Origin of the sequence: Chryseobacterium sp. Leaf201, assembly GCF_001421435.1 — a bacterium.
Taxonomy (GTDB): Bacteria; Bacteroidota; Bacteroidia; order Flavobacteriales; family Weeksellaceae; genus Chryseobacterium.
This window is the reverse complement of the sequence record NZ_LMKA01000102.1, coordinates 1-21,919: the sequence shown is the minus strand read 5'-3', so window position 1 is coordinate 21,919 and position 21,919 is coordinate 1. Positions and strand designations below refer to the sequence as shown.

Annotated in this window: 21 protein-coding genes; 4 read left to right on the top strand and 17 right to left on the bottom strand. The window is 38.7% G+C overall.

Translation table 11 applies throughout. The features are described from left to right. Together ASE55_RS15860 and ASE55_RS15855 are read right to left on the bottom strand one after the other, a co-directional pair. On the bottom strand, positions 1-255 hold a 255-nt coding region (locus tag ASE55_RS15860), incomplete at its 3' end, for a WG repeat-containing protein (RefSeq protein WP_131726118.1). A 240-nt stretch (positions 256-495) separates the two neighbouring features. After that, positions 496-999: a GNAT family N-acetyltransferase gene (locus ASE55_RS15855; RefSeq protein ID WP_056221843.1), complete on the bottom strand. Its 504-nt coding sequence runs from the start codon at positions 997-999 to the stop codon at positions 496-498. Positions 1,000-1,367: 368 nt separating this feature from the next. On the opposite strand from ASE55_RS15855, the gene ASE55_RS15850 reads away from it, so the two are divergent. After that, a complete protein-coding gene (locus tag ASE55_RS15850; RefSeq protein ID WP_056221840.1) occupies positions 1,368-2,621 on the top strand; it encodes a T9SS type A sorting domain-containing protein in 1,254 nt (417 codons plus the stop codon). A 45-nt stretch (positions 2,622-2,666) separates the two neighbouring features. Continuing rightward, positions 2,667-4,046 (top strand): hypothetical protein, encoded by a 1,380-nt coding sequence (locus ASE55_RS15845; RefSeq protein WP_056221837.1) that lies wholly within the window; start codon positions 2,667-2,669, stop codon positions 4,044-4,046. 94 nt (positions 4,047-4,140) lie between these two features. Here the strand turns inward: ASE55_RS15845 and ASE55_RS15840 are convergent, their stop codons facing one another. The 5 genes from ASE55_RS15840 to ASE55_RS15820 all read right to left on the bottom strand — a co-directional run bounded on the left by ASE55_RS15840 (position 4,141) and on the right by ASE55_RS15820 (position 10,558). Next, positions 4,141-6,543, bottom strand: coding sequence for an alpha/beta hydrolase family protein (locus ASE55_RS15840; protein WP_056221834.1), 2,403 nt, complete (start codon positions 6,541-6,543; stop codon positions 4,141-4,143). Positions 6,544-6,959: 416 nt separating this feature from the next. Continuing rightward, the gene (locus ASE55_RS15835; protein WP_056221832.1) at positions 6,960-7,391 is read right to left on the bottom strand and encodes a DoxX family protein; all 432 of its coding nucleotides are present in this window, start codon (positions 7,389-7,391) and stop codon (positions 6,960-6,962) included. 67 nt (positions 7,392-7,458) lie between these two features. Next, positions 7,459-8,334: a GTPase Era gene (gene era / locus ASE55_RS15830; RefSeq protein ID WP_056221827.1), complete on the bottom strand. Its 876-nt coding sequence runs from the start codon at positions 8,332-8,334 to the stop codon at positions 7,459-7,461. A gap of 301 nt (positions 8,335-8,635) precedes the next feature. Continuing rightward, entirely contained in the window at positions 8,636-9,535 is a 900-nt protein-coding gene (locus ASE55_RS15825) for a carbohydrate kinase family protein (protein WP_056221826.1), read from the bottom strand. Between the two features lie 24 nt (positions 9,536-9,559). After that, positions 9,560-10,558: a LacI family DNA-binding transcriptional regulator gene (locus ASE55_RS15820; protein WP_056221823.1), complete on the bottom strand. Its 999-nt coding sequence runs from the start codon at positions 10,556-10,558 to the stop codon at positions 9,560-9,562. A 421-nt stretch (positions 10,559-10,979) separates the two neighbouring features. Between ASE55_RS15820 and ASE55_RS15815 the strand changes: the two genes are divergently transcribed. Continuing rightward, entirely contained in the window at positions 10,980-11,306 is a 327-nt protein-coding gene (locus ASE55_RS15815; protein ID WP_056221812.1) for a DMT family transporter, read from the top strand. A 133-nt stretch (positions 11,307-11,439) separates the two neighbouring features. Here the strand turns inward: ASE55_RS15815 and ASE55_RS15810 are convergent, their stop codons facing one another. From ASE55_RS15810 to ASE55_RS15785, 7 genes are all read right to left on the bottom strand, one after another. Then, a complete protein-coding gene (locus ASE55_RS15810) occupies positions 11,440-12,207 on the bottom strand; it encodes a class I SAM-dependent methyltransferase (protein WP_056221811.1) in 768 nt (255 codons plus the stop codon). Beyond that, positions 12,207-13,016, bottom strand: coding sequence for a type I methionyl aminopeptidase (map, locus tag ASE55_RS15805; protein WP_056221808.1), 810 nt, complete (start codon positions 13,014-13,016; stop codon positions 12,207-12,209). The genes ASE55_RS15810 and map overlap by 1 nt, the downstream gene beginning before the upstream one ends. Before the next feature lie 86 nt (positions 13,017-13,102). Beyond that, entirely contained in the window at positions 13,103-13,534 is a 432-nt protein-coding gene (locus ASE55_RS15800; protein ID WP_056221805.1) for a BT0820 family HAD-type phosphatase, read from the bottom strand. A 93-nt stretch (positions 13,535-13,627) separates the two neighbouring features. Next, positions 13,628-14,608 (bottom strand): acyl-ACP desaturase, encoded by a 981-nt coding sequence (locus ASE55_RS15795; RefSeq protein WP_056221803.1) that lies wholly within the window; start codon positions 14,606-14,608, stop codon positions 13,628-13,630. 139 nt (positions 14,609-14,747) lie between these two features. After that, a complete protein-coding gene (gene gpmI, locus ASE55_RS15790; RefSeq protein WP_056221801.1) occupies positions 14,748-16,289 on the bottom strand; it encodes a 2,3-bisphosphoglycerate-independent phosphoglycerate mutase in 1,542 nt (513 codons plus the stop codon). 80 nt (positions 16,290-16,369) lie between these two features. Continuing rightward, positions 16,370-16,528, bottom strand: a complete 159-nt coding sequence (locus tag ASE55_RS20350; RefSeq protein ID WP_157844657.1) for a hypothetical protein — start codon at positions 16,526-16,528, stop codon at positions 16,370-16,372. Positions 16,529-16,685: 157 nt separating this feature from the next. Further along, positions 16,686-17,228 (bottom strand): hypothetical protein, encoded by a 543-nt coding sequence (locus ASE55_RS15785; RefSeq protein ID WP_128414596.1) that lies wholly within the window; start codon positions 17,226-17,228, stop codon positions 16,686-16,688. A gap of 627 nt (positions 17,229-17,855) precedes the next feature. Between ASE55_RS15785 and ASE55_RS20690 the strand changes: the two genes are divergently transcribed. Further along, complete coding sequence (locus tag ASE55_RS20690; protein ID WP_238585069.1) at positions 17,856-18,236, top strand: helix-turn-helix domain-containing protein; 381 nt, start codon at positions 17,856-17,858, stop codon at positions 18,234-18,236. Between the two features lie 364 nt (positions 18,237-18,600). On the opposite strand, the gene ASE55_RS15775 is transcribed toward ASE55_RS20690, so the two are convergent. The 3 genes from ASE55_RS15775 to ASE55_RS15765 form a co-directional block, all read right to left on the bottom strand. After that, positions 18,601-19,527 carry a hypothetical protein gene (locus tag ASE55_RS15775; protein ID WP_056221796.1) on the bottom strand — a complete coding sequence of 309 codons (927 nt, stop codon included), beginning with the start codon at positions 19,525-19,527 and terminating at the stop codon, positions 18,601-18,603. Positions 19,528-19,533: 6 nt separating this feature from the next. Beyond that, positions 19,534-20,172 (bottom strand): TauD/TfdA family dioxygenase, encoded by a 639-nt coding sequence (locus tag ASE55_RS15770; protein ID WP_056221794.1) that lies wholly within the window; start codon positions 20,170-20,172, stop codon positions 19,534-19,536. 181 nt (positions 20,173-20,353) lie between these two features. Continuing rightward, complete coding sequence (locus tag ASE55_RS15765) at positions 20,354-21,793, bottom strand: caspase domain-containing protein (protein ID WP_056221791.1); 1,440 nt, start codon at positions 21,791-21,793, stop codon at positions 20,354-20,356. Positions 21,794-21,919 lie beyond the last annotated feature (126 nt).

Below are 21,919 nucleotides of genomic sequence, written 5' to 3'. Positions count from 1 at the left end.
CGCATCAATAAGAAATATTTCTTTATTTTTTCTAACATAATAGTAAGAATAAGGAGGCGTCTTTGCGAATTGAAGCGGTTCAATATTAAAGTCTATTACCTCATCGTATTGGGGTTTAACCTTGATATTACCCAATGTATCTGCCAATCCCCATTTTTCTCCTACCTGATAGGGAAGCAGGAAAACTTCATTTTTCTTTTGTCCAAAGCAGATGCAAAAGATTAAAACGGATAAAAAATAAAGTATATTTTTCATAATATTATAATTGATTAAAAGGCATGCTTAACTTCCTCGTGACAATAATAAATTAACCCTGCTACCACCCCAGCCCCGATTGAACGGCCTGTCTGAGCTCTTTTTACCGCAATGGCATAGGACAGGCGTAAAAAAGCGAGTAGTGAAAGCGGGATTAAGCTCCAAAAAAATGATGTATCAGAATAAGCATTGAGATTGCAGTTAAAATTATATCTGCCTGTTGTTTACCATGAAACTTTATTATTTTATTCTCTTTCCTAAGATGACCAGCGTGCGCTCTACTCCATCCAGCACAGCCACATCAGGAAATGTTCCCCAGGCTTCAAACCCGAAATGGCTGAACAGCTTTAAGCTTGGTTCATTGTGTAAAAAAATGAATCCCAGCAATGTTTTCACACCAAATTTTCCTGCATTATCAATACAGTATCCGAGCACCTGCTTCCCCAATCCTTTTCCGCGGCAGCTTTCATCCATGTAAATACTTACCTCTACCGTTCCTTTATACGCGGGGCGTCCGTAAAATGAAGAAAAGCTTACCCAGCCGAGCGTATTATCCTGTTTGTCTTCAACAATCCAAAGCGGCCGTGTGTCAGCATTGTGCTCACGGAACCACTGTATCCTGCTCTCTACAGAAACGGGTTCCGTATCGGCAGTTACCATTCTTGAGGGTATGGTTGAGTTATAAATTTCGACAATTCCGGGTAAATCTTCAAGGGTTGCATTTCTGAACTGTATTTCCTGCATGGCGTAATTACATCTTTCTGCAAAGATAAATGAAGATTTTTTTAAAACCGGCAGGAACTGCCTGATGATGCATAATTTTTAAACAGCCGGCAGTAAATTAAAAAGTATTCTGAATTCCAACACTTTACACCATATAGTGAATAATTAACTATATGTGATTATGTTGTTTAATACCAGAAAGGGAAAAGCCTGATTATTAATATTTCATTATTTGTTGAAAAAATATTTTTTTATTGGATTTTTATATCTACATTAGCATTGTTAAAAAATCAAATAAAACTCCATTAGCAAACAATATATATACATATTAAGCTAATTGAATATATATTTAATAACATATTTTTCTAACAAACAAATAATTAATAACCATGAAAAAAGTCTTACTTACTCTAGGAGTATTGGTATTGAGCTTCAATTATGCTCATGCACAGGTTCCATTTCCTCACACTGCAACAGCATTAAACGGCCTGGCTGAAAGGGTAGCCTCATTCGGTGTTTCCGATAATGTTAACGACAGACTAGAAATCACGAATGCCACCAACTTCAACGGACAGTTTGTTCCCCAGCTTTGGGCCAGAAGATCTTCTGATAACAGAACGATATTTGGAATTAATGCTTCAATCCCTTCAAGTTTAGATAACGGCACCAGCCCGTTGATGACCTTTTCTGTTGAGGCAAGAAACAACATTAATTTAAATGCACCAACCGGATCTGATTTTCCATGGGGCAACGGGTCAGACGGACAGGCCATTTCCATCACCAACAGGCCTTTATTCATATGGAATAATGCTTACACCCGGATTATGACCATGGCAGGGAACAACAATGTCGGAATCGGCACTGCCAGCCCGACGGCCAAGCTTCATACTTTAGGAAGCCTGAGATTTGAAGGATTGTCTGCCTCAACACTGGGAACCAATGTATTAACAACTGACGCTTCAGGAAATGTTTATTTGAAGCCTGTATCTTCTTTCGGAGGAAACGGAGGATCGTCTTCCATCCTGTGTAACACCCCGAATTATATCCTGAAAAGCGACGGTTCGTCAGCAATCTGCAGTCAGGTTTATGATGACGGCAACTTTGTAGGAATTAACACAAGCTCTCCGACTGCAAACCTGAACAGCGTAGGGACAGTCCGTTTTCAAAAGCTGCCTCATGCTGAAAATTTTGAATATTTTGTAGTGGGAGACAAAGAAGAATATCTTCAGTTTGTTCATAGAGACCGGATGATGGAGGTCATCAAAGAATCAGTCTACAGCAGAGTGGCAAACGAATATTCACAGTCGCTGGCACAGATGTCTGAAGAAATTAAGCTGCTAAGACAGGAGATTGCGGAAATGAAAGGCCAAAAGACATCCGGTGCAGCGGTTATAACCGGCAACCAGATCACCCTTTCCCCTAATCCTACAGACGGCCAGATCAGAATAAATTTCAGAGATACCCCAAATGAGAAACTTCTGCTTTCATTATATGATATGCGGGGTTCAAAGATTAAAGATATCACGATAGACGGTAACCGCAGTGAGGAAACCGTGAATTTAAATTTTTTAACATCAGGCACTTATTTATGTAAGATTGCAGGAAAAAACACTAATTTTACGGGGAAAATCGTTAAAAAGTAAGTAATGCACATTTCTCCTTTTCAATACATTATAAGTAATCAAAAATTGGATTTCCCTATTAACCATGGGGAAATCTTTTTTCATAACGGCCTCAGTATCGCAATCCATTCATCAAACCGTAACCATCTGGTAATTAATAATGAACTTATTTTCTTCGGCGAGTGTTTTGACTATGAAAATACGCAGTTTACCAATGCAGAAATTGCAGAACAGCTCAAAGGCCTGAGCCTTGAAAAGAAGATTGAAAAGATAAATAAACTGACCGGTTTTTTTATCTTCCTGTTTTTTGAAAACGGTAATGTGTATATTTTCAACGATGCTTCCGGCCAGCTGGAAACCTATATTTCAAATACGGATGACGGGCTTTACATCAGCGCACAACCGAATATGATCACTGCTATTTCCGGAGACACTTCTTATCGTGACAATGTCCCGCAGTATATTATCGACCGGAAAATAAACATTTTTCAAAAAACACCTTTTAAGCATATTGATAAGCTGATCCCGAATTTTTATTATAATGTCAATGATAAAAAATATGTCCGGTTTTATCCGATGAAAGCTTTGCCGGTATTGCCTGTTGATGAGGTGGCAAAAGAGGCATTAGCTGTTCTGGAAGATTCAATCGCGAGCATGGCTTTCAGAAAAAAAATAAGCCTTGCGGTTACGGCCGGCTGGGATTCCAGGATCCTGTTCGCAGCTTCCTTAAAAAATGCTGATAAAGCCGTGTATTATGTACTGAACCATCAGACGGAAGACGGCAGGCAGGATGTAAAAATAGCCGGACAGATTACCGGTCATTTTTCAAAAGAACTTAAAGTTATTGATTATGATGTATCATCCATTGATTTATCCGGTAATGATACGCCTGTGATATGGAAGGACGATGAAAAGGGCCGCAAAATGTCCCATCTTATGAATGCACATTTCCCGGACCGTTACCTGATCAACGGGAATATCAGTGAAGTTGCCAGGAACTTTTATGATCCCCTGCCGGAAAATCTTTCTTTAAGCGAACTCTGTTATATCATAGGAATTGAAGACGGGCCTTATGAAAAAGATGCGGTAAAAGAATGGCTTGAAACCCATAATCAGCATGTACATCTCCTGGATTCCATTTACTGGGAACACAAAATGCCCAACTGGGCGGGAGCCTCCAAGTCAGTTTCTAATGTGTACAATACAGTCATTTCTCCGTTCAACAACAGATATTTATTAAACCTTTTACTCTCAACAAAAAGAAAAGACCGCGATAAGTATTTCCATAAAATCTACAGCAGTATCCTGAAGAATGTTGATGTTCATTTAGCCGGTATTCCACTGAACCCGACTAAGAAGCACCAGCAGATTTCAATGATGAAGAAACTTCAGGTGTACCCGCTGTACAGACATCTGTTTTTTAAAATGAAAAAGCTGAAATTTTAACAGATTCCAAACAGCTTATAAAGCTCATATTAGCTTACTTAGGTTATATATCAAAATACAAAACCCGCTTAAAGCGGGTTTTTATTGTTTACTATTATTTCTTCAGGCATTTTTCCAGGAACTGATCCTGTTCCCAAAGCAGGTGCAGGATATTTTCTTTTGCGGCATATCCGTGTGCTTCTTTAGGCAGAAGAACCATCTTTACAGGTGCTCCGAGGTTTTTCAGAGCCTGGAAATACCTTTCCGTCTGCAGGGTGAAGGTTCCAGGGTTGTTATCGGCATCCCCGTGAATCAGCAGCAACGGAGTTTTCATTTTATCGGCATTCATAAATGGCGACATCGTATTGTATATTTCCGGAACGTCCCAGTAGTTTCTCTGCTCACTCTGGAAACCGAACGGCGTCAGGGTCCTGTTATATGCACCGCTCCTGGCAATTCCGCATGCGAACAATTTGGAATGGGTCAGCAGATTTGCGGTCATAAATGCTCCATAGGAATGTCCTCCTACCGCTACTTTCTTTCTGTCAATATATCCCAACTGGTCTACCGCATTGATGGCCGCTTCCGCATTGGCTACAAGCTGCGGGATAAAGGTATCATTCGGTTCTGTTTTTCCTTCCCCGATGATCGGGAAGGCAGCATCATCCAGAACGGCGTAACCTTTTGTCGTCCAGTATACAAAAGATCCGTAATACGGAAAGGTGAAGTCATTCGGGTTCTGGGTATTCTGTCCTGCAGTATTTTTATCCTTATACTCTGTGGGATAAGCCCAGATCAGAAGCGGCAGCTTTTCGGTTTTGTTTTTCCTGTCATAACCGGCCGGCAGATAAAGTGTTCCCGTAAGCGTTACTCCGTCATTTCTTTTATACGTAATAACTTCCTTATATACGTCTTTAATGCTTTCAAAAGGATTGGCAAAATCCGTAACGGCTTCTGCTTTGTCTGATTTGATATTTTTCCTGAAATAATTAGGGTACAGGCTTGAAGACTGGCGCGTTGTTAAAATCTCACCTTTTGAAGGATTTAAAATATCAATGATTTCTTCTTTGGCACTTTTGACATTGGATGTGTACAGTCTTTTTTTCTTTAATGTTTTCACATCCATTTCATCAATAAAAGGATGCTGCCCTTCTTTTGTAAAGCCGGCCCCTATCAGATAAGACTTTCCGCCTTTCATATCCACCACATATCTTCCGTACTGGTTTTTAGTGGTGTTGAAATTTCCCGGGTCACTGTAAACATCCTGGTAATTCCGGTCATCAATTACTTTTGATTGTCCGTTATTAAGGTCGACAAGATAAGATTTTGTATTTCTGGTATCGTACCAGCCTTCGGAAACAATGGCATAATGATCATTGGTCCAGCTTGTGCCTTCGTAACGCTGCTTTGTCTTAAAGAATGACTTGGGTGCAGCTGTAAACGGAGCTTCCCAGGTAAATACCTCATCCCTGAAATCTGCTGTTTTAGACTGATCGCCGCTGTCTAAAGCTTCGGCAAATACCAACGTTGCAGGAAGGTCGCTTCTCCATCCCATATCTCTTTTCCCGGTTCTCACGGATGAGAAACCTTTCGGCATGATTTCATTCAACGGGGTTTCATTCACTACTTTTACCACGTTTCCATTGAGGTCATACACCGTAGTGGTCATTGGGAACCTGTTCAGGGGAACAATGTATGAAAACGGTTTTTTAAGGGTAGTTGCCATCAGGTAGTTCCCGTCCGGCGAATAGCTCAGTCCCGTATACATATCCTGGTCTTTTATCTTTTTCAGGTTTCCGTCTGTATCTACATTGTAAATATCGGAAGCCGTGAGGATTTCAAAATTCTTTTCATCCTGCGGGTTTTTAAGCAGGTCCTGGTAAGTCCGGTTCTGGGATACTTTCCCGTCTGCCGTAGAAACAATTGGGCCCGTAGGGAGATCTTTGGCCGGATCCGTTAAGGCAGCTCTGTTCTGAGGAAGGGTTTTGATCAGAATATTTTTTGAATCCTTATTCCAGATGTACGGGCTCCCCAGGTTTGCATTCAGGTTATCCTGAGTGATTTTCTTTGCGGTTGCTGTTTCCAGATCTACAATCCACAGTTCGACCCCTTTCGCAGTGGTGTTGGTAAAAGCCAGTTTCTTTTCATCCGGTGAAAACGAAGTGTAGGTAATTTTAGGGTTTGAAGGTAAATTCTTAACCTGAACCTCCGTTTTATCATTAAGTTTTCTTACTTTCAGATTATTGGAATACGTAGCCGTACTTGAAATATTGGTTACCGGATTGATCCTTAATCCGCCCAGTTTCATTTCCTGCTGGCTGAGGTCTTCCAGCGTTTTATAAGTCGGACGGTAGGTAAAAACAATCCAGTCTTTTTTGCTGTTCATCAGCACACTGGGTGGCCTTTCATAATCCGCCAGTTTAAGGATTTCCGCAGAGGGCTTCTGGTAGGTAATATTCTCCTGCGCTTCGTAAAAATTAAGGAAAGCCAGCAGGCAGATGGTCAGTTTGATCTTCATTGTATTATAATATTATGTTCTCTTCTCTTTCTGACGAATTTAATCAATTTACAGACAACCGCAAAAGCTACGGCGATTTTTGAAATTTTATTTTCGGATTAGGTATAGGTCTGTTGTATGATCTTTCGCAGTGATTCAACTTCGATAATCAGACGGGTCTGTTTTTAACTGCAAACTGAAATTCAACCTAATTAAAAATTACAATTATTAAACACTTAAGTTTTAATACAGTTACTTTTTAACAGTTCATATAAGAGCACTTAAGTTTTAAAAATCTTTGATTTTATTCTTTGGAGACTTTATTTCCAATAAATATACTGCCTGCACAGTTTTGTCTTAATACCGTTGATTTTTCAGATTTCGGCATAAAAAAAGCAGCAAGAAAACTTACTGCTTATATTTATATTTCAGGTGAATTACCAGTCACTGGCTCTTTTCCTTTTTTCAATCATATGGTCTACTGAAATCTTACCAACCCCAAAAACCATCAGCATCAGGTACACCGCCAGATAAATGAGGCTCATTTCCTGTTTTTCAAAAGGATCTGATGAATGGACAATGAATCCGGCTACTGCCATGGTAAAGATCAGGAATCCCAAAGCTACTCTTGAGAACAGACCTAAGATCAGCAGAATAGAACAGGCAAACTCTGCAAATACGGTAAGGCCGAGGGAAATCTGAGGCCCCATTCCGAGGAAATCAAAAAACTCAGGTTTACCGCCTTCTATCAGCATCTGAAGTTTCGGGAATCCGTGAGACAGCATGGCAAAACCAATAAATACCCTCACCACCAATAAAACAATATCTTTTACAAGAGAATCGGAATGTGCAGCGTTTAAAGAATTCATTCAGTTAAAATTTGATTAAAGATAACGAAAAATGTTTTAATATAACGGCTGTTCTGCCTTATTTAGTCTATCTGTACCCGAAATTCTTAAGGTCCCTGTCGTTTTTCCTCCAGTCTTTTTTCACTTTTACAAACAGGTTTAAGTGAATTTTTTTGTTGAAGAATTTTTCCAGGTCAATCCTTGATTCGGTTCCTACTTTTTTAATGGCTTCCCCTTTATGTCCGATGATGATTCCTTTCTGCGTATCCCTTTCCACATAAATAATGGAATCAATAAAGATAATGCCTTCTTTTTCCTTGAACTGCTCGGTCACTACTTCTACAGAATACGGGATTTCCTTTTCATAGTTCAGAAGGATTTTCTCGCGGATGGCTTCGTTAACAAAGAACCTTTCCGGCTTGTCGGTATACTGGTCTTTATCGTAATAAGGCGGATTCTCAGGAAGCATTGACTTTAATTTCGGCAGAATAATATCTGTATTAAAGGCATTTAATGCAGATATAGGCAGGATTTCCGCTTTCGGAATCCTTTCATGCCACAACTCCACTAATTTCTCCAGGCCTTCCTGGTTGGTCTGGTCTACTTTGTTTAACAGGAGCAGAACCGGAACCGGAATTTTATTCAGTTTTTCAATAAGAAATTCTGAAGGCTCCGCTTTATCGGTAACATCTACAATGAACAGGAACACATCTGCATCCTGCAGAGAATCCTTTACAAAATCCATCATTTTTTCCTGTAAACCGTATTTCGGATCCAGAACGCCCGGGGTGTCTGAAAATACGATCTGCAAATCTTCTTCATTATAAATTCCAAAAATCCTGTGGCGTGTTGTCTGTGCCTTCTGGGTAACAATAGCCAGCTTCTCCCCCATCAACTGGTTTAATAAGGTAGATTTTCCGGCGTTCGGCTTTCCGACAATATTTACAAATCCTGCTTTGTGCATAAAAACTATATTATGAGCTGCAAAGTTAGTAAAACAATCCGGTCTTTGCGCCTATTCCCGAAAAAAGGCTTTTAAATTGAAATTCCAACTGCCCTAAACTTACAATGAAGAAGTAAGAGCCTGTTCAGATTTATTTCAGAAAATTATTTCCCGGAGATGATGAAAACAACATAGATTTATGTGCATTTATTTAAATCTGCAGAATCTGAAAATCAACGGAAAGCTTTAAAAATAAGCTTTAAAGTTTTTATAAAATTCACACAGAGGTTAAATCCAAATCACATTGCTGTTTAGCATCCAATTAAAAATGACCGTCTTTGAACTGTTCAAACTCCGCAAGCTCATAATCCGGGCAGGCTCCTGATTTTGAAGTCACCCATGCGCCCAGGGCAATTGCCTGCTTTATAATTTCTTCCGGATTTTCATGATGAATTCTTTTTGAAATAAAACCGGAAAGAAATGAATCCCCGCTTCCCACTGTATCGGCAATCGTAATCGGAACTGCCGGACAGCTGTAGTTTTTTTCTCCTGTAAAATATCCGGCTCCCTTGCTGCCTTTTGTCAGTACCACTTCACTGATCTTAAAATGATTCCGGAGGAATGACACTGCTTCTTCTTCACTGGTATATTCCCGACCGGTCAGCTCAAGGATCTGGCGGAGCTCTGCTTTATTCATTTTAACAATGTCTGATTTGTGCAGAAGTTTTTCAATCAGTTCAGCATCAATAAACGGCGGCCTGAAATTGACATCAAAAATTTTAAGCTTTGCGACTTCAAGAAGCTGGAACAGGGTATTTCTTGTGGTTTCGTTTCTTGCAGAAAGGCTCCCGAAAACAAAGGCTTCCGCACCTGCAACCAGTTCATTATGCTCCGGCCGGTATTCAATATAATCCCAGGCAACATGATTAATGATTTCATAAGAAGCTTCGTTGTGCTCATCAATCTTTGCTGTAACAGTACTCGTAGGATGTTCCCGGTCCGTCTGGATATAATCGGTTGTGATCCCCCAGTTGCTGATCCGGTCTGTTAACTGATTTCCCAATTTATCATCTCCTACTCTGCTGAGCACTTTTACATCAATACCCATTTTATGAACATGATAAGCTACATTGAACGGTGCCCCACCGGCTCTTGATCCCTCCGGGAAAATATCCCAGAGCACTTCACCAAAACATACGATATACGATTTTTTATCTGTCATCAATTCATCTTTAAATTTAATTATTTATTCTACCGAACCCCGTTCCATAAACCGGGCGTTCAGCGTTACCCTTTTCCCGTCCGGCGTATAATTACTGATCTGGCTGTCCAGAAGGTTGACCGATTCTTTCGCCATATCCGTTAAAGGCTGCTGTACAAAACTTATTTCGGTAGGGAAAAGATAGTATGCTTCGGTTTCATCAAAGGCTACCACCGAGAGGTCTTCCGGAACTTTAATATTGCTGTCAATAAGATACCGGAGCCCGGCAATGCCTAATTTGTTGCTGGAAAAATAGACTGCCGTTCTCTTGGACAGATCAATGTTCTCCTTCAGTTTTACCGGGATTTCTTCTGCAATGGTATGGATCCCGATTAAAATCCTCTTTGCGGAAATCCCGGATTCCGATATCCGTCGGTCAAAGCCATCCTGCCGGTCCAGCAGATGCGGAAGTTCCGTATCATAACCTACATAAATGATTTCATCAAATTTTCTGCTGACCAGATGGTCACAGATATACTCTGAAATCTCGGCGTTGTTAATCATGACCCCGGGAAGGCTCACATTTTTCAGATACCGGTCTATGGTAACTACCGGGTATTCTTCCCTGATCAGTTTATTGATGGCTTCATCAGAATCCACCACCGGAGCAATGATCATCCCGTCAACCTGCTGTTCTGAGAATAACTCCGTAAGTTTTCTGAACTTTTCAGGATTTTCGTCACAGCTTCCGATCAGAAGCGTATAACCGAGTTTCATGGCTTCGTCTTCAATATTCCGCGCAATATTGGAATAAAAATCATTGGAAATATCGGCCACAATTAACCCGATCAGCTTGCTTTTGCTCATTTTCAGGCTCCGCGCTATTTTATTGGGGGTATAATTGATATTTTCCGCTACTTCAAATACTTTTTTTCTTGTGGCTTCACTGATGCGGCTCCCCTCTTTTCTATTCAGTACATAGGAGACAGTGGCCACAGATACTTCTGCAATCCTAGCGATATCTTTTATTGAAGCTCGTTTCATTCTTTAGTTTTGATGCAAAAATATTTTATTACCGATACTAAAACAATAGACCTGTAATTTGGTGTATATGAAAAATAAATGTAGTTTGGCGATTTTTTCAAAGCCAAGGGACAAACACTTTAAAATACTGTAATTCAATCAATTATTAAATGTTACAGGTTAAGCAGTCATGAACATATGATGAATAGCAATCCAGAAGACGGGACAAACGTCTCATTTTGGTTAAACGTTTTACCTTTACAATTTAATAAAAATTAAATTTAATTCAAAATACTGCTGAAAATATTCTCATTCAGATGTATAAAGCGCTCCTGTTTTTGTGGTACGTGATAAAAGGGCAGGTTTAAATATCAGTTTTATTGGCGGTAAAGCTTTACTATTTGTTTTTAAATCCTGAAATTTGCATCAGAAATTGAAAATTATGAATTGGATTATCTTAGTGATTGCAGGATTATTTGAAGTGGCATTTGCGTCATGCCTGGGAAAAGTAAAAGAGACCTCAGGAACCACCATGTATCTATGGTTCGGAGGTTTTCTTATTTCGTTAACCATCAGCATGCTTTTACTGATTAAGGCTACCCAGACCTTACCGATAGGCACCGCCTATGCAGTATGGACGGGAATTGGTGCTATAGGAACTGTATTAATGGGTATTTTCTTCTTTAAAGACCCGGTAAGTTTCTGGAGGATTTTCTTTATTGTTACCTTAATCGGTTCTGTAATCGGACTTAAAGCGGTTTCACACTAAAATCAGGCTTTTTCTTAATTTTAGAGAAACTTTTAAACAATGGGAATAGGAAACGCTGATGGTGGTTTCCGTTTATTAAAAAATAAATACAATGGTATATTTGTAAAAAAGCCCGGAATTCCGGGCTTTTTTATTATTTTTTATACACGACCGGAAGAATTTCATTTTTCCTTAAGCCGTATTTTTTAATTTCTTCTTCTGAAAAGTTTTGGGAATAGAAATTGGGCTCCACTTCAAAACCTGCTTTCCTTAACCTGTCGAAATAATCCATCCCATACCAGCGGACGTGGTCATACTGCCCGAAATGCTTCTGTCTTTCTTTAGGATCTTTGATGGTGAAATCCTCGTAAGTCTTTTCCAGCGAATTTTTCATCGGAACCTGCAGAATCCCCCAGCCTCCCGGCTTTAAAACGCGGTACAGCTCACCCATGGCTTTTGCATCATCTTCAATATGCTCCAATACGTGGTTACAGAAAATGATGTCAAAGCTTTCATCTGCAAAAGGCAGATCCAGGATGTCGGCTTTTACATCGACAATCGGAGAAAACAGATCAGCTGAAATATAATCCAGGTTCCTCATCCTTTTGAACTTCCTTAAAAATTCCTGTTCGGGCGCAATATGCAGGACTTTATGGTTCTTAATGAAAAAATCAGTTTCATTCTGAAGGTAAAGCCACATCTGCCGGTGCCGCTCCAAACTTAATGTTCCCGGGGACAGGGCATTTTCACGCGGGTTTCCATAGCCGTACGGCAGAAACTTCCGGTAAGATCTGCCATCGATGGGATCCTGAAATTTATCCCCTTTAAAAAACTGATAAATCAGCGGGCGTGCCCAGATGCTCAGTTTAATCAGCATCGGACGCGGAATGGTATTCAGTAAAAGTTTAGCGGCTTTTTTCATTAAAAATCCAGTTGAAACGCTTTTTCTTCGTCACTTACAATGCCCAAAGCATCATAAATATACTGAAATGTAGAAAGCAACATCGGTTTCCCGTTGATTACCGCTACATCATGCTCAAAATGGGCAGATGGCTGATTGTCCAGCGTGGTTACCGTCCAGCCGTCATTATGGAACTTTACTTTTTCAGTTCCCAGGTTGATCATCGGTTCGATGGCAATTGTCAGGCCGTCTTTGATTACTTTTCCGCTTCCCTGTCTGCCGTAGTTCGGAACCTGAGGATCTTCGTGCATTTTTCTTCCTACACCGTGCCCTACCAGTTCTTTTACCACTCCATATCCTTCTTTTTCGCAATGGCTCTGGATGGCATGAGAGATATCTCCGATCCTTTTCCCTCTGACACACTGCCCGATCCCTTTGTATAAAGATTCTTTGGCAACTTTCAGCAGTTTTTTGGTTTCTGGCTTTACCTCACCGATTTCAAACGTATAGGCATGATCTCCTACAAAACCGTTCAGAACCGCTCCGCAATCTACAGAAAGCACGTCGCCTTCTTTGATTTCATCTTTATTCGGGAAACCGTGAACCACCTGCTCGTTCGGTGAAATACATAGCGAGTACGGAAAGCCTCCGTATCCCAGGAAAGCCGGTTCAGCACCGTGATCCTTAATGAAATCGTGTGCCAGTTTATCTAAATACAGTGTGGTAATCCCCGGTTTGATTTCCTTCGCCAGCATTCCTAATGTTCTGGAAACCAACTGAGCACTCTGCTTCATCAGACGAAGCTCGTCTATTGTTTTTAATTGAATCATGTAAATTAATGTAACAATTTAAAAATTTAACAATGTAACAATTATGATTGGTAAATTGATACATTGCTATATTATTAGATTTATTCTTACCAGAATAATCCTTTTTTCTTTTCTTTCTTAAGTTTTGAATAGGCCAGAACTTCTTTGCCTTCCACACGGAATTCTATTCTTTCCTGAATGATATTGTAGATCTCGCCCCAGCCCGGGAATCCGCCAAGGTTCCGGTCATCAATGAACCAGTCTGCATCCAGTTTTCTGGATTGCTTTTCAGAATCAAAGATTTCTCCTTCAAAGCTGGAATTTACGGCATAAAATTCAATGCCGTTTTTCTTGCAGAATTCTACCGCTTCATCCAGGGTTTTCCCGTGACGGTAAGTCCAGAGAATAAGCCTGTAGCCTTCGGACTGCAGCCTTCTTAATGTTTCAAAAGCGAAAGTTTTCGGTTTACCGATTGCGGGATAGGCATCATCAACAATAGTTCCGTCAAAATCCACCGCAATTTTTTTGTTATTCATCATTTTGAATATATTTTTGAAGAGGCAAAGATACAAATAAAAAAAGTGCCGGAAAACCAACACTTTTACTTTTATGATTTAGTCAACAAAATCAGATCAGCTTTTCACCCAATTGAAGTGGAACTGAAGATCCGGTGTTGAAATCCTGTCTGTAATTTTCTGAAGCCTTGAAGGAAGCTTCATTAAATATTCCTGGGCTTTTTCAGCTTTTTCATTCAGGCCTTTTACATGCTCAATCTTCCATTCGTCCAGAAGGTCTTTCATGATATTGATGTAATCCTGACCTGTGTACACCATGCATCGTTGTGCAGCATCTGAAAAGTGTCCCCAAAGCTCTCCTGCTTTCTGTCCGGACTGTCTCATCATGTGAGCAGGCATCACGATCTTTTTACGCATCATATCTTCAAACGCCAGGATCATTTCCGACGGATCAATTTCCAGGATTTTCGCTACGAAGTGCTTATATGCTTTGGCATGTCTTGCCTCATCGGCAGCGATAACGGCACACATCTTCGCCAGTTTGGTATTCCCAGACTGTTTTGCCAGCGTTCCTACCCTTCTGTGAGAAATATTGGTTGCGGTTTCCTGAAAGCTTGTGTATACGAAGTTTCTGTACGGGTCCATGCTGGTTCCCAGATCGAAACCGTCATTAATAAGATACTGGGTGGTTACTTCCATTTCCCTCATGTTCACTCTTCCGCACAGGTAAAGATATTTGCTTAAAAGGTCACCGTGGCGGTTTTCTTCACCTGTCCATGCTCTTACCCAGCTGGCCCAGCCTATTTCTTTTTTCTCCTGATCCATCCCGTCTACACCCATCAGCCAAGATTCGTAAGAAGGCAGCGCTTCTTCGGTAATACAGTCACCGATAAGGGTTACGAATAAATCATACGGCATTTCACGCGCAAAAGTCTGGATTTCCTCTAAATCGTATTTAAACTGGTCGCTTGACGGATCCGGAAGATAATCTGAAGGCTGCCATATTTTTTCAATTGGCGTTAAGAATTTATCCAGGAAAGTGCCCACTTCCTTTTCCAAAATCCCCATTACTTCTTTCCTTACGAGCTGTTGATACATTTTTACAATTTAGAATTAAACTACAAAGTTAATATTTTATTATTATTTAGGACATAATATTATGTTAATTCTTTCTGATTTTAGTCATAAAAATGCCGTTATGCATAATATAACGGCATTTTTTCTGTAACTGTAAGGTTTAATCTATCAGAATATCTCCCGTCATTATCTCCGGAATTGCTACGCCCATTACCTTTAAAATAGTCGGGGCCACGTCACCCAGTTTACCCGGTTTCAGGTTCCAGGTACGTTCTTTATCCATCACGATAAATGGAACAAGATTGGTGGAATGCTGTGTATTCGGGCTTCCGTCAGGATTCATCATCACATCAGAATTCCCGTGATCTGCCAGGATAAAAACGGCATATCCGTGTTCGTATGCTGCTGTAGCCACCTTTTCAATGCACTGGTCTACAATTTCTGCTGCGGTTACCGCTGCCTGAAACACTCCAGTATGCCCTACCATATCGGTATTGGCAAAATTTAAACAGATAAAATCTGCAGTTTCGCTTTCCAGTTCCGGAAGAATAGCATTGGTGATGTCATGAGCAGACATTTCCGGCTTAAGGTCATAGGTAGGAACGTCTTTCGGACTTGGGCAGAGCAGCCTTTTTTCACCGGCAAACGGTTCTTCCCTTCCTCCTGAAAAGAAAAACGTCACGTGGGGGTACTTTTCCGTTTCGGCAATCCTGATCTGTGTTTTACCGTTTCTTTCCAGGATTTCGCCCATGGTTTCTTTTAATACTTCTTCATCAAAAACCACATGGACACCCAGGAACGTCTTGTCATAATTCGTCAACGTAATATAATGAAGCGGAAGCTTTCTCATGAAATATTCCGGTTTGTCATGCTGGCAGAGCACTTCCGTAATCTCCCTTCCGCGGTCTGTACGGAAATTAAAGCAGATGACCACATCATGATCTGTAATTTTGCCGATAGGAACTACATTCCCGATAGCCGTAGAATCAATCATAATGATCGGCTTCATAAATTCATCGGTAATATTTTCTTCATACGACTTCTGGATGGCCAGTAAAGCATTCGTGGTGCGGTCTCCCACGCCTTCTACCATGGCGTCATAGGCAATTTTCACACGTTCCCAACGCTTGTCCCTGTCCATTGCGTAATATCTTCCCACCACGGAAGCCAGTTTTCCCACTGTGATCTCCATGTGGTTCTGAAGGTCTTCTATAAATCCTTTACCGGAATGCGGATCACAATCACGGCCGTCTGTAAAAGCGTGTACGAATACATTTTCATGCAAACCGAATTCATGTGCTGCGGTAAGCAGGCCTTTTAAATGGTTGATATGTGAATGCACGCCTCCGTCTGAAACCAGCCCGATGAAGTGTACTTTTTTATTTTCTCTTTTAGCATATTCAAAAGCATCCTGGATCACCTGCTGCTTACCCAGCGTTCCGTTTTCCACTGCCATATTCAGCTTTACCAGGTTTTGGTAGACCACTCTTCCTGCCCCGAGATTCATGTGTCCCACCTCGGAATTCCCCATCTGCCCCGAAGGTAAACCGACAGCCAGGCCGCTGGCTTCAAGGGTGGTATTCGGGAAATTTTTAAGACAGCTATCTATGAATGGTGTATTGGCCTGATCTAATGCGGAAACGGAAGGGTTCTGGCCCAGTCCCCATCCGTCAAGGATCGCTAATATTGCTTTTTTTGACATTTTGTATAAACTTTTGTATCACAAATTTATTTATTTTGAAATGAATTGAAGAATCTGAAGGGCTTAAATTTTTATTAAAGTTACCCGAAACCGTAGGCTGCCACGCTCGGTCTTTTCAGGTTTGCGGTTACAAAGCTTCCGCAGATCCTGCAGAGTTCAGCAGGTGATTTTGTAGCTTCGAGAACAACAGCCTCCGGTCTTCCAGACTTCTTTACGCTGTCAGGATACCTAAAAATCAAAGATTTCGCTTCATCATGTATTGATATTTTTAGAAGAACCGGCGGACTTCTCTAAGGTTTTGAAAACTTTTGTATGCTTTCTTTCAGCATGAAGTATTCAGCTTATTTATCCGGCATACCTGTCTTATGTGACTTTTGCGGTTGAAAATCCAGTTACTTACTTCCCGATTACTTTTTCTGTTGAAGCCCTTTCCACGATGAGCCACGCGGCATCCAGCATTTTCGTGAGTCGGATATACGGAATGATGATCCTCCTCTCCTCTTCATACCCGGATTTTCCCAGCGAAAAATAAACCACTGCCGACAGAAACTCATCGTATTGTTCCAAACTGCAGACCTTGAAAGCGCTCCGGAATACCTGCACCGGATCCCGGTATTCTTCTGCCGGAAGCGAGCCCGTCATTATTTTGGGAACATGGGTTTCAGATGCAGCTTTGAACCTCCCTTTCTTTGCTTTTTTGCCAATCATACGGGCGGCCCGGACCAGCGACCGCAGCGACTGATACAAATGGAACACTTCGGCAGGATCTGCCCTGATCCGGGCGTTCTTCTGTACCGAACACTGCACTATCGTGCTGAGGGTTTCTTTCACTTCTGCCAGGTCATTGAACTGGAAAAACGCCTCCAGCAAGCCTACTGCGGTATGTTTGCGGGTGCCGGACCAGAACCGCGCCCCGAAATCTGTTTTCTTCTTTTTCATCATTTTGTTTTTTAAGTTACGGATTATCATGACCACAAAAAGGCTTCCTTTATGGTGGACGGGATGTTGATCTGCCTGTTCGTTAAAGTCGTCATTGTCTGAGCATGCCTGTCTGACAACAAAACATGACGGATATAACAAAAGTATTTCCCACTCTGCGGCAGGCCAACGGTTTAATTTTTATAAATTCCTCTCGTAACGAAAATAATTTGGAAAATTGAAAGAAAGCCATTACTTTTAAGGGTTGAATTTAAGCATACTTCGGCTTTCCTTTGGCTTAAAGGAATTTCGGAGGGCGGCGGTTTTTGGGTGCGGCTGTACCCCGCCTTCCTGCATTTGCGGGCAGTTTCGGTACAGCGCGGTCATCGGTTATGCTGCGGGGCTCCGGTTATTCGGCGGGCCTGTCAGCAGCAGGGTTGAAAATGTCGTTCTCATCATATTTTTTTTATTGTGGAACGATGCTTTTTGAAGTATGGGAAGGGCTATGCAAAAATAGCATGGAGCGGCCTCACACTTTAGAACCATGGGTGACCAAACCCAACTTTAAATCATGGATTTAAAGCTACTATCTAAAGTATACGTGAGAACCGCCCGCATGCCGTATGCAAAAGTAAGAAACTTTTCGACATGGAGCGATTTCACGAGTTTCTCGATGGAAAATTGGTCGTTTTGGTTCGAGATACATCGTTTTGTTATGCCCTTACAGGCTATTATCAATTCGCTGATACAAATATAATAACAATTTTTAATTGTGGCAATAAAACCACAATATTTTTTTTTAGTATGGATGATAAATTTGTGACGATCTATAAAACAGTAGGTAAAAATCTGAGAGATAAACGAAAAGAGAAAAATCTTTCGCAGCAACAATTGGCTGATTTAGCCGGTAAAATGGACCGGTCTAAAATCAGTGATATTGAAAATGGTAAGGAGGATTTTTTATTTTCTACTTTATTGAAAATTTGTGGTGCGCTGGATATGGATATTGATGATTTATTTACAAAATAAATTAAACTCCATTATAGGTGAAAAAATGGAAAAAATATTTACGTTTGAAACTCATTAATTTGATTTTGCGTTCATTGAAGACATCAAGTCATTACTCCGGAACATGACCGCATCAAAGTTACCGTGAAGCAGGTTTATAATGAGAGTGGGATGAAGGTGATGGAGAGTGAGATTGTGGGGATTGAAAAGGTTGATTGAAGATCTACATGAAAAAACTCCTGATTTACAGGGAGTTATTATCAGTATTATTTACTTAAACGATTACACTTTACTAGTCAGTAACATAATTCTATCGTATTATGAGAAGATTTATTACTAAACATAAAGTTTGCAAAATTATCCTTAATTGCAGTGATTTTTAGAATTAATCGTTACCATAATCAGGTTCAAAATAATCAGCAGGGTCAAAGTCATAATATTCCATCGCATCAAACCTTTCTTCTTGAATAATATATCCACCTAATTCAGCAGCTTGTAAATAGTCATAACCTGAAAGTTTTAGTTCACAACATTTACATATGAATTCAGTTGGTAATATTGAAACTTGTCTTATTATTTCATCACCATCTAGTGTAGGCTCATTTGTTTTTGCTATTTGCCCACTAATTATAGCTTTTGATTTACAAGCAGGACAATTTGTGTGTGATGCGTAAACTTTTGTAGCATATATGCCAAATATTCTTGCTTTATCAGCGGTATCCCTTAATTCCTTTTGTTCTTCTTTTGGCTTTCTATAGAAATTATCTTTATGATCTTTAACAAGTTTTTTTACTAAAACCTTTATTTTATTATGATCGTTCTTAATCATTTCTAATGCGATGTTAGTATCCTCATCAGAAATCCAATCATTCATTTCCTTGTCTTGGAAAGTAATAAACATGTTACATATTTTATAAAAATCAGCTAACCAAATTTTTGTTGGAAAATCCTCAAATGCTGAACCACCAGAATGTAATTCTCGGTTCCTTCTTTCCATAAAATTCATACATATCTCATACTCCTTATTTGTGAAAGGTTCTATAATTTTTGTTAATCTTTCAAAAACTGTTTTCATAGGTATAGATTTAGCTGGCTCTTTCTCATTATAATATCCAAAAACGTAAAGAATATTACTTCCTTTTGTCGGGTCAGCTAATAACGCAGGATGAACATAAGCTAAAGTTGCTCTAGAAAGTGTTTCTAATGCAATTGAGCACCAAAGGGGAAACAGATATGTTGTTTTGTCTTGATTATGTGCAGTATAAGCATTTATCTTTGATTTATTCCATAGTAAGTCGTGTGTCCAATCCATATTACTTTATTTTATCCAAATTCGTTCTAAGACTCTTTCAAATTTATTTGTAGCATCAGCTCTTGAATGAACTAACTTCCAATTATTAAAAATTACACATTGATTTTCTTTCCAATCTATTTCTTCTATAACAGTTTCCTTGATTAACTTATTTATCAGCTTTATAGATGTATCAAATTCAGTCAATGCAGGTCGCATACAATCTAAATCAAATCTAAGTCTAAAATCTTTATCTATTTTTTCAAGTATTGTTGAGTAAAAACGTCCGCGGCCCCCGTTAACCAATAATACATCTTTCATTAATTTTTTAATTTCAAATTCTGAAAAATGTGGAATACATAATTTTGTAGGGCAATTTTCAATATTTTTAGGACTTCTTAATATTACATATTTTGGCGGTATTTGTAAATATGCTCCGTCTGTATGATAAGGAAAATCATTTTCACCATATTTAGCTGAAAGAGATTTTTGATTAGTTTCTTCTTTAGTCTTTACAGTTAAAATATCATATAATGCCAAAGAATTTTTTCTTGATGGAATTATATTGCCAATTTTTTTTGATATTTCAATTAAATCGTCAATATTTTCTGTCCAAAAAGTTGTCCAATAGTTATTTTTTAATTCTTCTGTATTTATTTCTACCACTGTTTAAAAGTATGTTGGTATTGACTTCAGTTAATTAAATATTGCTGAAATATAATTATTAATTCTACTATGATATAATAATTTAAGTACATATCTTCAATTTATACTGAATTTCAACTTAAAAACTATTGGTAATTAATAAATTCATTTCAATAATGCAGTAGTATGTTACTTAAAAGCTCTATTCAGATTCGTATTTCACATATAATTTCTTTAAATCAATATTTGATACAATGTTTACTAATTCTAAAGGTACCAACATATAATTAGCAAGAGTAATTTTTAATGCATCTTCATTAGTTCCAAATAGATTGTATCTACTAATCTCTTTTGTAATATTCACTTCCAATGTATTGATTGATTGAATTTGTTGTACTTCAGTTTTATTTTCATTCCAGCTATCTTCTATTTCCTTCGATATTGCATATACATCTACATCAATAATTTTATCATTTGAATCCTTAGGTATATAGAATAAATGATCCTTAAATGGAGTTAAAACTTCATTTATAAAATCAAAAGATTTTGAAAATTTCGCTTTTTTTCTGAGATTAAAAATTGTATCATAATAATTCTTCTTAAAATTTCCCATTCTAAAATTACCATTACTGTCAAAATAAATTTCGAATAGAATTCCATTTAAAAGATGGTTTTCATGGTCAGAATTAAAATATCTATCTAAATTCTTTTCTATATTTTCGATGAAAGTAGTAGAATTGTTTGCATATCCAGCTGACTGCAAAATGTTTCTGCCAATCAAAAACAGTTCGTCCTTATTAAATTCATTGAAATCAATTAAATTTAAACTATCTACCGCAGGATTTTGTTTGTGCCAGTTTAGCGATCGCAAATCTTCAATAATTTTAGAAATTTTACTATCATTTACTTCAAATTTCGAATCTTTTACAAATTTTTCACCGTAAGGAATTTCTTTAGAATAAATCATTTGTCCAGTATTAAAATAAAAATCACCAATAAGAGATGTGTGCTCCCAAGTAGTTTGTTTTCCTCCTGTCATATTGTAAACAGTTTTTCTAACTTTTTTAAATAGTTCCTCTACAGATAATTGTTCTCTTCCTAAATATTTTAATAGAGCACCTGTGTAAACACTATTATTTTCAAATCCTTTATCATTTGAACCTTCTAGTGGGGAAGTTGAAAAAGCTATAATTGTTCCTTTAGGAACACTTACATTACTAAAACTAGATAATCCACCACGTTCAAAAGATCTTCTACATGCATCAATAATCATTATGTTAACACTTATATTAGCTTTTTTTATAATTTCAAATACTTCAGTCAAGCGGATGCTAGATCTTTCTAATTCATGTTTATTAGGATGCTCAATTTGAGATTCAATTGATGTTAAGTAATTTTCTCCTTCAAATTGAAATCCATGGCCTGCATAATAAAAAATGCATGCATCGTAGTCCTGTATTTTATTTTCAAATTCTTGTAATATATGAGAATAATCTGACGTCTTACAATTAGTCCTTAATAATACATCATATCCTAATTGCTCAAACACTTTTGCGATTCCTGTTGCATCATTTATTGGATTATCTAATTCTCCTTTTCCAAAATAGCTATTGTTACCAATAACAAGAGATAATATTTTCATGTCATTTTTATTTTTTATCAGTATAACTCTTTAAAATTTATTCTATCAATAAAGATTGTTCTTTCATTTTTATTTTTTATCAGTATAACTCTTTAAAATTTATTCTATCAATAAAGATTGTTCTTT